The organism is Streptomyces paradoxus (assembly GCF_014202475.1).
GTDB classification, from domain to species: domain Bacteria; phylum Actinomycetota; class Actinomycetes; order Streptomycetales; family Streptomycetaceae; genus Streptomyces; species Streptomyces paradoxus.
Genome location: NZ_JACHGV010000004.1, coordinates 470749 through 483462, shown reverse-complemented (window position 1 = coordinate 483462; position 12714 = coordinate 470749). Strand labels below are relative to the sequence as shown.

The window sequence follows — 12714 nt, the reverse complement described above, 5'->3', positions numbered from 1 at the left end:
CCGTCCCGGTGAGGCAGTCTTCTCCTCGTGGGGAGCGTTCCGAACCAAGGTCAGCCGAGTGATCCGGCCACGCACATGATCGTGTGCGGTGACGACGGGCTCGCGCACCGGCTGGCCGCCGAACTCCGCGGCGTCTACGCCGAGCAGGTCACGCTCGTCGTACCGCCCTCCGGCAGGCGGGTGCGCCGCCCGGTGGTCGGGCGGGCCAGGGCCGCGTCGGCGGCGCTGCTCGACCGGGTGGTGAGCGCGGCCGTCAGCCGGGCGGGGGCGGGCGGCGGCGAACCGGCCGCGAACGAGCAGGTCGTCGAGGCCGCCGAGGTCACCGAGGCGGTGCTCACCGAGGTGGGCGCCGACCGGGCGGCGGCACTGGCGCTCGTCTACGACGACGACGAGACCAACATCCGCGCCGCGCTCACCGCCCGCCGGCTCAACCCCCGCATCCGCCTCGTACTCCGGTTGTACAACCGGCGGTTGGGGCAGCACATCGAGGAACTGCTGGACCAGACCGCCGCCGTCGCCGCCGGGGACGGGCGGGGAGCGGGCCTCGACGCGTCGACGACCGTGCTGTCCGACGCCGACACGGCCGCGCCCGCGCTGGCCGCCACCGCTCTCGCCGGCACCAGCAAGGTCGTCCAGACGGAGGGGCTGGTGCTGCGTGCTGTGGAACGCCAGCCGCCGCGGCCGGGCGAGGTGGCCGACCCGGGGCTGTGCACCCTGGCGCTGCTGTCCGCGACGAGCAACGACCCGGCCGGGGCGGACGGTTCCGAGGGCAGCGGGGAGAACCGGCCCCGGCTGCTGCCGGACGAGGCCGCGGTGGCGGCGGCGACCGGGCGCGGCACCGTCGTCCTGGAGCAGGTGTCGTACTCGGGGCCGTCCCTGCCCGCCGGGCGGGGCGGTGTGCCGCCGTTCGCCTCGCTGTTCTCGCGGCGGCTGCGGTGGTCGCTGGCCGGGCTGGTGGGCTGTGTGCTGGCGCTCGCCGTCGGGTTGATGATCGTGACCGGCGAGCATCCGCTGTACGCGACCTACGTGACGCTGCTCGATCTGTTCGGCATCAACGATCCCGCGTTCCATAAGTCGACCGCGCGGCAGGTGCTGCAACTGCTGTCCGGGCTGGTCGGGTTGCTGCTGCTGCCGGTGCTGCTGGCCGCGGTGCTGGAGGCACTCGGCACGTTCCGCAGCGCGTCCGCGCTGCGCAAGCCGCCGCGGGGCCTCGGCGGGCACGTGGTGCTGCTCGGGCTCGGCAAGATCGGGACGCGGGTGCTGACGCGGTTGCGGGAGCTGCACATCCCCGTGGTGTGCGTGGAGTCCGATCCGGACGCGCGAGGGATGGCCACGGCGCGCCGGCTGCGAGTGCCGGTGGTACTCGGGGACGTCACCCAGGAAGGCGTGCTGGAGGCCGCGAAGATCCACCGGGCCCATGCGCTGCTGGCGCTGACCAGCGCGGACACGACGAACCTGGAGGCGTCGCTGTACGCCAGGTCCGTACGGCCCGACCTGCGGGTCGTACTGCGGCTGTACGACGACGACTTCGCGACGGCCGTGTACCGCACGCTGCGGGCCGCGCATCCGTTCGCCCTCACGCGCAGCCGCAGTGTGTCGCACCTGGCCGCTCCCGCGTTCGCCGGGGCGATGATGGGTCGGCAGATCCTGGGGGCGATTCCGGTGGAGCGGCGGGTGCTGCTGTTCGCGGAGCTGGACGTGGCCGGGCATCCGCAGCTGGAGGGGCGGACGGTCGGGGAGGCGTTCCGGGCCGGGGCCTGGCGGGTGCTGGCGCTCAACACGTCACCTCCCGGGGGACGTCGGGGAGAGGGAGAACCGGCGGGCGAGGAGCGGGTGCCGGCGGCATCGGGGCTGGTGTGGGATCTGCCTCCTACGTATGTGCTGGGGGCCGGGGACCGGGTGGTGCTGGCGGCGACCCGGCGGGGGCTCGCGGAGTTGCTGGGGCGGAGGCGGCGGGAGCGGGCGGGGGCGTGACGCCCGCGCCCGAGGGGCGCGGGGAACCGCGCGATCAGCCACACCCCACCCGCAGCCGCCGGACCACCCCCGCCTCCTGGGCTACTGGGCGCTCCCCCGTTCCCTCAGGTGCCTCTCCGCGAACTCCAGCTCCAGCCGCACCTGCTTGATCCGCTCGTCCACCACCAGCGAGCCGTGCCCGGCGTCGTAGCGGTACACCTCGTGCACCGCGCCTCGCGCCTCCAGGCGCTTGACGTAGTTCTCGATCTGGCGGATCGGGCAGCGGGGGTCGTTGACGCCGGCCGAGATGTAGACCGGGGCCTTGACCTGGTCGACGTAGGTGAGGGGGGACGAGGCCTCGAAGCGGTCGGGGACCTCCTCGGGCGTGCCGCCCAGGAGCGTGCGGTCCATCGCCTTCAGCGCTTCCATCTCGTCGTGGTACGCCGTGACGTAGTCGGCGACGGGCACCGCCGCGATGCCGAGGGTCCACGCGTCGGGCTGGACACCGAGGCCGAGGAGGGTGAGGTAGCCGCCCCAGGAGCCGCCGGTGAGGACGAGGCGGTCGGGGTCGGCGAGGCCGGAGCCGACGGCCCATTCACGCACCGCGTCGATGTCCTCCAGCTCGATGAGGCCGACGCGGTGCTTCAGGGCGTCCGTCCAGGCCCGGCCGTAGCCGGTGGAGCCCCGGTAGTTGACACGGATCACCGCATAGCCGTGGTCGACCCAGGCCGCGGGGCCCGCCGCGAAGGAGTCGCTGTCGTGCCAGGTGGGCCCGCCGTGGATGTCGAAGACCGTGGGGAGCGGGCCGGTGGCGCCCTGCGGCTTCTGGACGAGGGCGTGGATGCGGCCGCCCGGCCCCTCCACCCACACGTCCTCCACCGGCACCGAGCCGGGCGACTTCATGCCGGGCGGGTCGAGCACGACACCGCCCGACGTGGAGCGGACCGCGGACGGCTCGGCCGCCGAGGACCACAGGTACTCCACGCTGCCGTCCGGCCGGGCCGTCGCACCGGACACGGTGCCCGGCGGGGTCGGGATCTCCGTGAGGGCGCGGCCGGCCAGGTCGTAGCGGAACAGCTCGCTGCGGGCCTCGAAGCTGTGCGCGATGAGCAGGCCGCTGCCGTCCGGGTACCACTCGGCGCTGACATCGCCCGGCAGTTCCAGCGCCAGGTCCGCCTCCTCGCCGGTGGCCACGTCCCACACCAGGGGCTCCCAGCGGCCGCGGCGCTGGTGGCCGATGAGCAGGCGCGTGTCGCCGTCGACGGGGGCGAAGCCGAGGACCTCCAGGCCCAGCTCGCGGGTGCCGCCCTCGGTGTCGTCGAGGCCGGCGACCACCGTGCCGTCGGGGCGCAGGACGCGCAGCGCGGAGTGCATCGCGTCGCCGTGCTCGGTGTGCTCGATGGCGATGAGCGAGCCGTCGTGGGAGAGGTCGCCGACTCCGGCCGACTCGCGGTGGCGGTAGATCTCCACCGGTTCCTCGCCGGTGCGCACCAGGTGGATGGTCGTGCCGTCCTCGTCCGTGGAGCGGCCCACGACCGCCGTGCGCCCGTCCCGGCCGAGGGCGAGGCCCGCCGGGTAGGAGGCCTCCAGGCCCTCGGCGGCCGGTTCGTCCGCGCCGCCCGTGAAGGGCTGGCGGCGCCACACGCCGAACTCGTCGCCGTCCTTGTCGTCGAACCACCAGATCCACGCGCCGTCCGGGGACAGCACACCGTCCGTCGTGCCGTTCGGGCGGTCCGTCACCTGGCGCTGCTCGCCCGTCGACCGGTCCCAGGCGTACAGCTCGTACGTCCCGGTCGCGTTCGAGACGAACAGGGCACGGTCCGGAGCGTCCTCCGCCCAGTCGGGCAGGGAGACCCGGGGCGCCCGAAAGCGCTTTTCCCAGTCCGGCATCCGCTCCTGCTGTCCCGCCTGTACCGCTTGCTCGTGCTGGTCCCGCTGATCCCGCGCTTCGGACCCGTTGCTCTCAGTCATGGCCCCATACTGCCCGCCCGGGCCGACAATGCGCTGGCGAGGTCCCCAGCCTGTGGACAACCTCCACCGGTTCCCCCTTCCGAGCCGGTCGGGCCCCGCGGCCCGACGTCGGGCTCGCCGAGGCCTGGCGGGTCGGCAACCGCTCTCTTCTCCGCCGGCCTCCCCGACGGGCCCTCTCCGTTGCCGACCCCGCGGGCAGGGCGTGCCCGACAGCCCCGTACCGTGGGGGTGTGTACCGGTTTCTGCTGACGCCCCGATGGTGGGGGATCAACGTCTTCGTGCTGTTGTCCATCCCCTTCTGCATCTTCATGGGGTCCTGGCAGCTGGGCCGGTTCGAGGACCGCGTGCAGGACCATCACACCGCGACCGAGCAGGTCGCCGAGGCCGGACGCGAGGCGCCCCGGCCCCTCAAGGACATGCTGCCGGTGACCAAGGCCACGTCCGGGAAGCTGGTCACCGCGAGCGGGCGGTACGGCAAGCAGCTGCTGGTGCCCGGGCGGGAGCTCGACGGCAAGCAGGGCTTCTACGTGCTGACCCTCCTGCGAACCGGCTCGGGCGAGGCGCTGCCGGTGGTGCGGGGCTGGCTGCCCGGGGCCGCGGGAACCGCACGGGTTCCCGCACCGCCTGCCGGCGAGGTCACCGTCACCGGGGCGCTCCAGGCGTCGGAGACCCCCGGGGACAACGGGGTCAGTGCGCAGGGCGGACTGCCCGCCGGGCAGACGGCGGCGATCAGCGCGGCGTCCTTGGTGAACCTGGTGCCCTACGACGTGTACGACGCGTGGGTCACGCTGTCGAAGGGTGACGCGGGGATGAAGGCGGTGCCGGCCGCCGCGCCGCCGGACTCGGGGCTGGACCTGAAGGCGTTCCAGAACCTGGGCTACACCGCCGAGTGGTTCGCCTTCGTGGGGTTCGTGATCTTCATGTGGTTCCGGCTGCTGCGGCGTGAGGTGGAGTCCGTGCGGGACGCGGAGCTGGGGCTGGTGACGGACGAGGAGCCGGTCGCCGTGGACGCCGCCGTGAAGTGAGGGGCGTCTTCGCCGGGGCCAGGGTGGGTCCGCAGCCCGGGCGAGACTGCTCCCCTTCGTACGCCCCCGCCGGCACCGCCCGTCCAGTACACCGTGCCCGCGCCCACGCCCCCGTCGGCACGCCCCTCCGATACACCGTGACCGGCTACGCCCCCGCCAGCACGCCCGTCCAGTACACGGTGCCCGCGCACGCGTTGGACACCGTCACCGAGGTGGCGCCCGAGCCCGTGCCCGGGGTGTACGTCACCGCCACGCTGCCGTCGACCGTGCCGTCCTCCCTGGCCAGCTGCGGGGCCGCGCCCGTGTCGCCGCCGGTGGAGGTGCCGGCCGTGGTCGCCGGGTCCTCCGAGGGGGTGGGGTCGGGGCTGGGGTCGGGACCGCCGACGCTGCCGCCGGGAGTGGGGCAGGTCTCGGAGGGGACCCAGGCGAACTTCACGTCGTAGCCGATGCCTGGCTGGAGCACCAGCTGGGCGGCCTCCAGGGACGGGTCGGGCAGCAGACCGGACGCCGCGTCGCCCGCGATGTGCCGGGCCGAACTGACCTTGCTCATGTCGGCGGCGCCCTGCGGCAGCGCGCTCACCGAGCCGGGGCCGGTGACCGTACAGGCCGCGCCGGAGACGTTGACGACACGGAAGGAGCCGGAGACAGCGCCCGTGGAGTCGGGGGCGCCGGCGCTTCCGGAGGCGGGGCCGAGCTGGGCGGCGGTGCACGCCTGGATGCCGGCGGCGGCGGTGGAGGAAGGGCCGGTACCGCCCTGGGACGCGCCGGTGGAGGCGCCGGATCCCTTGCCCTTGTCCTTCTCCTTCTTGTCGCCCTTCTCCTTGCCCTCGGTCTTGCCGGAGGAGCCGCCCGCGGTGCTCTCGCCGCCGTCCGGGCCCTTCCCCCCGCCCGAGCCGCCTTGCGTCTCGGAGGCGTGGCCGATGGCGGACGGGTTGGCGTCGGAGCCGGTGGCGTTGGAGACGTGCACCAGGGCGGGGATGGCGGTGCCGATGAAGAGCGCGGCGGCGGCCATGCCGACGACGGCCTGCCGCTTGCGGGTCCGCCGCTGGGGCACCGCCTTGCGCAGGTACTCCAGGGTGCCGTCGCGCGGCTCCACCTCCTGCACCACCTGGTGCAGCATCGTGCGCAGGTCCAGCTCGTCCGAGTCGAGCCCGTCCGGGCTCTGGTCGTCGGGGCCGTGGTTCACAGTTCCGTTCCCAGCGTGCGATTGCTTCGGATCTTGCCCGTGCCGCCTTGTCGGCGCCTGCCACTCGTCGGGGCGCTCGGCGGGCTCGGGGCCTTCGCGCCCGTTGCCGCCCGCGCCGTTGCGGTCACTCATGCCGGCGCCTCCATGGCCAGCCGGAGCGCCGCGATGCCGCGCGAGCCGTACGCCTTGACCGAGCCCAGCGATATGCCGAGGGCCTCGGCGACCTGCGCCTCGGTCATGTCCGCGAAGTAGCGCAGCACCAGCACCTCGCGCTGGCGGCGCTGCAGCCCCTTCATCGCCTTGATGAGGGAGTCGCGCTCCAGCTGGTCGTAGGCGCCTTCCTCGGCGCTGGCCATGTCGGGCATCGGCTTCGACAGCAGCTTCAGGCCGAGTATGCGGCGGCGCAGCGCGGAGCGCGAGAGGTTGACGACGGTCTGGCGCAGGTACGCCAGGGTCTTCTCCGGGTCGCGGACCCGCTTGCGGGCGGAGTGGACACGGATGAACGCCTCCTGGACGACGTCCTCGCAGGAGGCGGTGTCGTCGAGGAGGAGGGCGGCGAGACCCAGCAGCGAGCGGTAGTGCGCGCGGTAGGTCTCCGTGAGGTGGTCGACGGAGGTCCCGGCGGCGACGCCGTCCTCTGCGCCGTCACGCTGGTTGGGTATGCGGGCCGGCCGCGCTGCGGGCACGGGCGCGATCACCGGCATGCCACCGGGCGTACCGGCCATGCGGGGTCGTAGAGCCGCCGGACGGGGCGGTCGAAGGACCGTGCCGCGTGCCGCGCTGAAGTCGAGTACCTCTGCCACGCCTGTTGGACACGCTGACCCCTGTCAGGGTTGTACGTGCCGGGCATCACTTTCACGCCGACCGTCGTCGTGGACGGTCTACCCGCGTCAGGCAGCACAACCGATGGTGCATCAAATGCCCTCATGCGTCCCGCTCTTCCCCTATGTCCAAATGTAAACGGACGTCCCCACGCCCGGTTCCAGGCGTCCCCACGCCTGATAAAGCGCTTCCACGGCCGAAGGGCGACCGCAAAGACGCTCCCCGCCCTCCGCACGGTTGCGGAGGACGGGGAGGTAAATCCTCTGATGCCGAAGCGCCATGGACAAGTGGTCCGGACCATCGACCGGCTCACATGTCGTGCAGAGATCCTACAAACCGCCTATGACATCGGCCCGGGCATTTTGCCGCGGCGAAACTTCTCGAAAACGGATCGATGACCCGTCAGGGCAGCTCGGCCGCGACCAGCTCGGCAATCTGCGCGGTGTTGAGCGCGGACCCCTTGCGCAGATTGTCCCCGCACACGAACAGTTCGAGCGCCGTGGGGTCGTCCAGCGCCCGCCGGACCCGCCCGACCCAGGTCGGGTCGGTGCCGACCACGTCGGCCGGCGTCGGGAACTCCCCCGCGGCCGGGTTGTCGAACAGTACGACACCGGGCGCCGTGGCGAGGATCTCGCGGGCCTTGTCGACGGTGACCTCGCCCTCGAAGCGGGCGTGCACGGTCAGGGAGTGCGTGGTGATCACCGGCACCCGGACACAGGTGACGGCCACGGGAAGGCCGGGCAGGCCGAGGATCTTGCGGGACTCGTCCCGCACCTTCAGCTCCTCCGACGACCAGCCGTCCTCGCACGCCGTACCGGTCCACGGCACGACGTTCAGGGCGACCGGCTCCGGGAACGGCCCGGTGTGGTCCCCGACGGCCCGCCGTACGTCGCCGGGGTTGGTGCCCAGCTCCGTGCCGGCGACCAGGGAGAGCTGCCGGCGCAGGGTCTGCACACCGTCGCGCCCGGCACCGCTGACGGCCTGGTACGAGGAGGCGACCAGCTCGCGCAGGCCGAACTCGGCGTGCAGCGCGCCCAGGGCCACGATCATGGAGAGCGTCGTGCAGCTGGGGTTGGCGATGATCCCGCGTGGGCGCATCCGCACGGCGTGCGGGTTGACCTCGGGCACGACGAGCGGCACGTCCGGGTCCATCCGGAAGACGCCCGAGTTGTCGACCACCACCGCGCCCTTGGCGGCGGCGAGGGGCGCCCACCGCTCGGCGACCTCGTCGGGGACGTCGAACATGGCGACGTCGACCCCGTCGAAGGTCTCCTCGGTGAGCGGGAGGACCTCGGTCTCCTCGCCGCGCACGGTCAGCTTGCGGCCGGCCGAGCGCGGGGAGGCGATCAGCCGGATCTCGCCCCAGACGTCGGCCCGCTGGGAGAGGATCCGGAGCATGACCGTGCCGACGGCACCGGTCGCACCCACCACGGCAAGCGTCGGACGCCCGGACCGTACGGTCCGGGCGTCCTGTCGGAGGTCGGCCATCAGCGGCCGGTGCCCCCGTAGACGACGGCCTCGTCGCTGTCGGAGTCGAGCCCGAACGCGGAGTGCACGGCGCGGACGGCCTCGGGGACGTCGTCGGCGCGGGTGACCACCGAGATGCGGATCTCGGAGGTCGAGATCAGCTCGATGTTCACGCCCGCGTCGGACAGGGCCGTGAAGAAGTCGGCCGTGACACCCGGGTTGGTCTTCATGCCGGCGCCGACCAGGGAGATCTTGCCGATCTGGTCGTCGTAGCGCAGGGAGTCGAAGCCGATGCCGGCCTTGTTCTTCTCCAGCGCGTCGATGGCCTTGCGGCCCTCGGTCTTCGGCAGCGTGAAGGAGATGTCCGTCAGGCCCGTGGAGGCGGCGGACACGTTCTGCACGACCATGTCGATGTTGATCTCGGCGTCGGCGATCGTGCGGAAGATCGAGGCCGCCTCGCCCGGCTTGTCCGGCACGCCGACGACCGTGACCTTGGCCTCGGAGGTGTCGTGCGCGACACCGGAGATGAGAGCCTGCTCCACCTGCTTTTCCCCTTGCTGTGTCGTGCGAACGACGGGCTCGCTGCTGACCCACGTGCCCTGCAGCCCGCTGAAGCTGGACCGGACGTGGATCGGGATGTTGTACCGGCGGGCGTACTCCACGCAGCGGTGGAGCAGCACCTTGGACCCGGACGCCGCCAGTTCGAGCATGTCCTCGAAGGAGATCCAGTCGATCTTCCGGGCCTTCTTCACCACCCGCGGGTCGGCGGTGAACACGCCGTCGACGTCGGTGTAGATCTCGCAGACGTCGGCGTCGAGGGCGGCGGCGAGGGCCACCGCCGTGGTGTCGGAGCCGCCGCGGCCGAGCGTGGTGATGTCCTTGGTGTCCTGGCTGACACCCTGGAAACCGGCCACGATGGCGATGTTGCCCTCGTCCACCGAGGTCTTGATCCGGCCCGGCGTGACGTCGATGATCCGGGCCTTGTTGTGGACCGAGTCGGTGATGACACCCGCCTGGCTGCCGGTGAACGACTGGGCCTCGTGGCCCAGCTTTTTGATCGCCATCGCCAGCAGGGCCATGGAGATCCGCTCTCCGGCGGTCAGCAGCATGTCGAGCTCGCGCCCGGCAGGCATCGGGGAAACCTGCTCGGCGAGATCGATCAGCTCGTCCGTCGTGTCGCCCATCGCGGAAACCACGGCAACCACCTGGTTGCCGTTCTGCTTCGCTTCCACGATCCGCTTGGCGACGCGCTTGATGCCCTCGGCATCGGCTACGGAGGAGCCTCCGTACTTCTGCACGACAAGGCCCACGTGCGCTCCTCGCTCAATCCGTCTCTATCCGCTCATACGCATTCGTACCGCGGTCGGCTCAGTCTAACGAGCGTCCGAAAATCCCTTCCGCGATATCGCATGGTGAGATCTCGGCCCGCCCGTCCAGAGTCGCTCATGCCCATCTGGGCACACGCCACTCGGGAAAGTGCCCGGCGTCACAATCGCACGAGCCGCGGTCCCGGTCACACAACTTTCAAGCACTAGGGTTCGGCTGTGCGCGTACTCCTGGTGGAAGACGATGAACCGGTCGCCGAGTCCCTGCGCCGCGGCCTCAGGCGCTACGGCTTCGAGGTCGAGTGGGTGACCACGGGCGAGGCGGCCCTCCGGCACGAGGGCCCCTACGACGTCGTCCTGCTCGATCTCGGCCTGCCCGACACCGACGGCCTCGACGTCTGCAAGGCGCTGCGCGAGCGCGGCGACCTCCCGATCATCGTGATCAGCGCCCGCAGCGACGAGACGGACCGGGTGGTCGGCCTGGAGCTCGGCGCGGACGACTACGTCTCCAAGCCGTTCGGCGTCCGGGAGGTCATCGCGCGGATAAGGGCCGTCATGCGCCGCACCCGGCCCCGCACCCCCGCGGGGACGCCCGGCGCGGGCCCCGACCGCTACGGCACCCGCCTGACGATCGACCGCAAGGCGGCCCGGGTGCGCCTGGACGGCGAGGAGGTCGCCCTCGCGCCCAAGGAGTACGACCTGCTGGCCTTCCTCACCGAGGAGCCCGGGGCGCTGATGTCGCGCGAGCAGATCATGGAAGCGGTCTGGGACGCGAACTGGTTCGGCCCGACGAAGACGCTGGACGTGCACGTGGCGGCGCTGCGGCGCAAGCTCGCGGGGGCGATCACCATCGAGGCGGTGCGCGGGGTCGGCTTCCGGCTGGAGATCACGAAGGACGCGGGCGGGGACGGCACCGCCTCATGATCCGCCAGCTCGTCCGCAGCTACGTCCTGCTCGTCGCGGTCGCCATCGCGCTGTTCACCGTGCCGGTGGCGTTCACGCTCACGGACCAGCTGCGGGACGACACCAGGTCGTCGGTCCTGCGCGAGGCCGACGCCATGGCCCTGCTCCTGGGCGACGGCCGGGCCGCCTCCTGCCGGGCGCTGGAGGAGATGGCCAAGGCCTACGACGACGAGATCCAGGTGACCCGCACCGCGAGCTGCCCGGCGGACCTGCCGCGGCCGACGGCGGACGCGGCCCTGGCCAAGGCCCTGGAGGAGGGCGGGTCCACGACCGACTGGGGCTCCTCCTTCATCTGGGGCCCCGAACTGGAGATCACGGTGCCGGCCCGCGCGGCCGGCACGGACCGGGTCGTCGGCGCCGTGCGCATCCTGTACTCGACCGACGAGATGACCGGCCGGCTGTGGCAGATCTGGGGCTTCCGGGCGGTCCTCGCCGTGCTCGTCCTCGGGGTGGCCGCGCTGCTCGGCGTCGCGGTGGCCCGGCGCCTCACCCGGCCGCTGCGCCAGCTCAACGACATGGCCAGCAAGTTCAGCGACGGCGATCTGACGGCCCGCTCCCCCGTGACGGGCCCGCCCGAGACCCAGACCCTGGCGCGCACCCTCAACCAGGGCGCCGAACGGCTGGACACCCTGATCGCGGCCCAGCGCATCTTCGTCGCGGACGCCTCCCACCAACTGCGCACGCCGCTCACGGCGTTGCGGCTGTCCCTGGACAACATCGCGGACGGCGTCGACGACGAGTTCGTCCGGGAGGACGTGGAGCAGGCCACGGCGGAGGTCGTCCGGATGAGCCGGCTGGTCAGCGGACTGCTGGTGCTGGCCCGGGCCGAGGCGAAGGTGACGGCGGCCGAGCCGCTCCCGCTGATGGACATCGTGCGGGAGCGGCTCGCCGTGTGGAGGCCGGCCGCCGACGAGCGCGGAGTCACCATCGCGCTCAGGGGGAGTACCGACGGCCGGCCGTCTGTGCTGGCCAGCCCCGGTCATCTGGACCAGATGCTGGACAACGTGCTCTCCAACGCCCTGGAGGTCTCGCCCGACGGCGGGACGATCACCGTGCGGGTGGAGCCCCGGGGCGACGTGGTGGGGGTGTCGGTCCTGGACGAGGGGCCCGGCATGTCGGATGCCGAGAAGTCCCGTGCCTTCGACCGCTTCTGGCGCGGCCAGGGCCTGACCGGGAAGTCCGGCTCCGGCCTCGGTCTCGCCGTCGTCAGGCAGCTGGCGACGGACGACGGCGGGACCGTGGCGCTGACGGACGCTCCGAGCGGCGGCCTGTGCGTGACGATCACGCTGCGGGCGTCCCACCGCGGCGGTGGCTGACCCGCTCAGCCCTGCGGCATCTTCGAGGAGTGGTGGTTCACGATCAGCCACTTGCCGTTCGGCTGCTTCTCGTAGGCGTAGGTGTAGCGGGCCTTGACGGTGCTCTTCTCGCCCGTGTCGTGGTCGGTGAGCGCGAACTCGTACACCCCGGTGTCGATGACGGTGTCGCGGTCGAGGACGTTGACGACGGACTCGATCTTCGTACCCTTCGGCTTGTTCTGCAGGAAGTGCTCGAAGTAGTCGACGATCCCGGCTCTGTCCGTACGGACCTGGTTGGAGACCGTCGGGAGCAGGACGGCGTCCTTCGCGTACAGGTCGGCGACCTTCTTCGGGTCACCGGTCTGCAGCGCGGCGTTCCACTGGTCGAACAGCCCGAGCACCTGCGTCTTGGTCACCGGCTTGGCGTGCTTCCCGCCCTTGTTCCCTGCGTCGGCTCCGGCGACCCCGGCACCGAGGGCGAAGGTGCCGGCGGCCAGGACTGCGGTGGCGATGGCGGCTACGGCTATGCGCCGGCGGGCGGGGCGACGGTTCATGACATCTCCGGTGTGATCGAGGGGAGTCGGCTTGCCTCCGCGTTCTCTGCGGTGGAAGTGACTCCAGCCTCGCGTTTCACCGGTTAGGGGCCGTACAGCCCGCGTCCAGGGCCCGTACAAGGAGCCGCCAAATCACGCTGCGTGACCGGGGGC

General features: G+C 72.2%; 10 protein-coding genes. 4 read left to right on the top strand and 6 right to left on the bottom strand.

The window, feature by feature from the left end; translation table 11 throughout:
* Positions 1–75: 75 nt before the first annotated feature.
* Positions 76–1974, top strand: coding sequence for a potassium channel family protein (locus HNR57_RS16740; protein WP_184560945.1), 1899 nt, complete (start codon positions 76–78; stop codon positions 1972–1974).
* Between the two features lie 81 nt (positions 1975–2055).
* On the opposite strand, the gene HNR57_RS16735 is transcribed toward HNR57_RS16740, so the two are convergent.
* Entirely contained in the window at positions 2056–3924 is a 1869-nt protein-coding gene (locus HNR57_RS16735; RefSeq protein ID WP_184560792.1) for a S9 family peptidase, read from the bottom strand.
* Positions 3925–4154: 230 nt separating this feature from the next.
* On the opposite strand from HNR57_RS16735, the gene HNR57_RS16730 reads away from it, so the two are divergent.
* On the top strand, positions 4155–4949 hold the full coding sequence (locus tag HNR57_RS16730; protein ID WP_184560791.1) for an SURF1 family protein: 795 nt from the start codon (positions 4155–4157) through the stop codon (positions 4947–4949).
* A gap of 145 nt (positions 4950–5094) precedes the next feature.
* On the opposite strand, the gene HNR57_RS16725 is transcribed toward HNR57_RS16730, so the two are convergent.
* The 4 genes from HNR57_RS16725 to HNR57_RS16710 all read right to left on the bottom strand — a co-directional run bounded on the left by HNR57_RS16725 (position 5095) and on the right by HNR57_RS16710 (position 9734).
* The gene (locus tag HNR57_RS16725; RefSeq protein WP_184560944.1) at positions 5095–6135 is read right to left on the bottom strand and encodes a hypothetical protein; all 1041 of its coding nucleotides are present in this window, start codon (positions 6133–6135) and stop codon (positions 5095–5097) included.
* Between the two features lie 128 nt (positions 6136–6263).
* Positions 6264–6839, bottom strand: a complete 576-nt coding sequence (locus tag HNR57_RS16720) for a SigE family RNA polymerase sigma factor (protein WP_184560790.1) — start codon at positions 6837–6839, stop codon at positions 6264–6266.
* 520 nt (positions 6840–7359) lie between these two features.
* The gene (locus tag HNR57_RS16715; protein WP_184560789.1) at positions 7360–8445 is read right to left on the bottom strand and encodes an aspartate-semialdehyde dehydrogenase; all 1086 of its coding nucleotides are present in this window, start codon (positions 8443–8445) and stop codon (positions 7360–7362) included.
* Positions 8445–9734 (bottom strand): aspartate kinase, encoded by a 1290-nt coding sequence (locus HNR57_RS16710; RefSeq protein WP_184560788.1) that lies wholly within the window; start codon positions 9732–9734, stop codon positions 8445–8447. Before HNR57_RS16710 ends, HNR57_RS16715 begins: the two co-directional genes overlap by 1 nt.
* Before the next feature lie 234 nt (positions 9735–9968).
* Here HNR57_RS16710 and HNR57_RS16705 point away from each other — a divergent pair, with 234 nt between their 5' ends.
* Both HNR57_RS16705 and HNR57_RS16700 read left to right on the top strand, forming a co-directional pair.
* Positions 9969–10673, top strand: coding sequence for a response regulator transcription factor (locus HNR57_RS16705; protein WP_184560787.1), 705 nt, complete (start codon positions 9969–9971; stop codon positions 10671–10673).
* On the top strand, positions 10670–12028 hold the full coding sequence (locus HNR57_RS16700; RefSeq protein ID WP_184560786.1) for a sensor histidine kinase: 1359 nt from the start codon (positions 10670–10672) through the stop codon (positions 12026–12028). Before HNR57_RS16705 ends, HNR57_RS16700 begins: the two co-directional genes overlap by 4 nt.
* Positions 12029–12033: 5 nt before the next feature.
* Here the strand turns inward: HNR57_RS16700 and HNR57_RS16695 are convergent, their stop codons facing one another.
* Positions 12034–12561: an SgcJ/EcaC family oxidoreductase gene (locus HNR57_RS16695; RefSeq protein WP_184560785.1), complete on the bottom strand. Its 528-nt coding sequence runs from the start codon at positions 12559–12561 to the stop codon at positions 12034–12036.
* Positions 12562–12714: the final 153 nt, after the last annotated feature.

Bases quoted from the DNA above. Each gene is read 5' to 3' on its own strand.
- HNR57_RS16740 (WP_184560945.1), top strand. From the start codon at position 76: ATGATCGTGTGCGGTGACGACGGGCTCGCGCACCGGCTGGCCGCCGAA.
- HNR57_RS16720 (WP_184560790.1), bottom strand. From the start codon at position 6,839: ATGCCGGTGATCGCGCCCGTGCCCGCAGCGCGGCCGGCCCGCATACCC.
- HNR57_RS16695 (WP_184560785.1), bottom strand. From the start codon at position 12,561: ATGAACCGTCGCCCCGCCCGCCGGCGCATAGCCGTAGCCGCCATCGCC.
- HNR57_RS16735 (WP_184560792.1), bottom strand. From the start codon at position 3,924: ATGACTGAGAGCAACGGGTCCGAAGCGCGGGATCAGCGGGACCAGCAC.
- HNR57_RS16715 (WP_184560789.1), bottom strand. From the start codon at position 8,445: ATGGCCGACCTCCGACAGGACGCCCGGACCGTACGGTCCGGGCGTCCG.
- HNR57_RS16700 (WP_184560786.1), top strand. From the start codon at position 10,670: ATGATCCGCCAGCTCGTCCGCAGCTACGTCCTGCTCGTCGCGGTCGCC.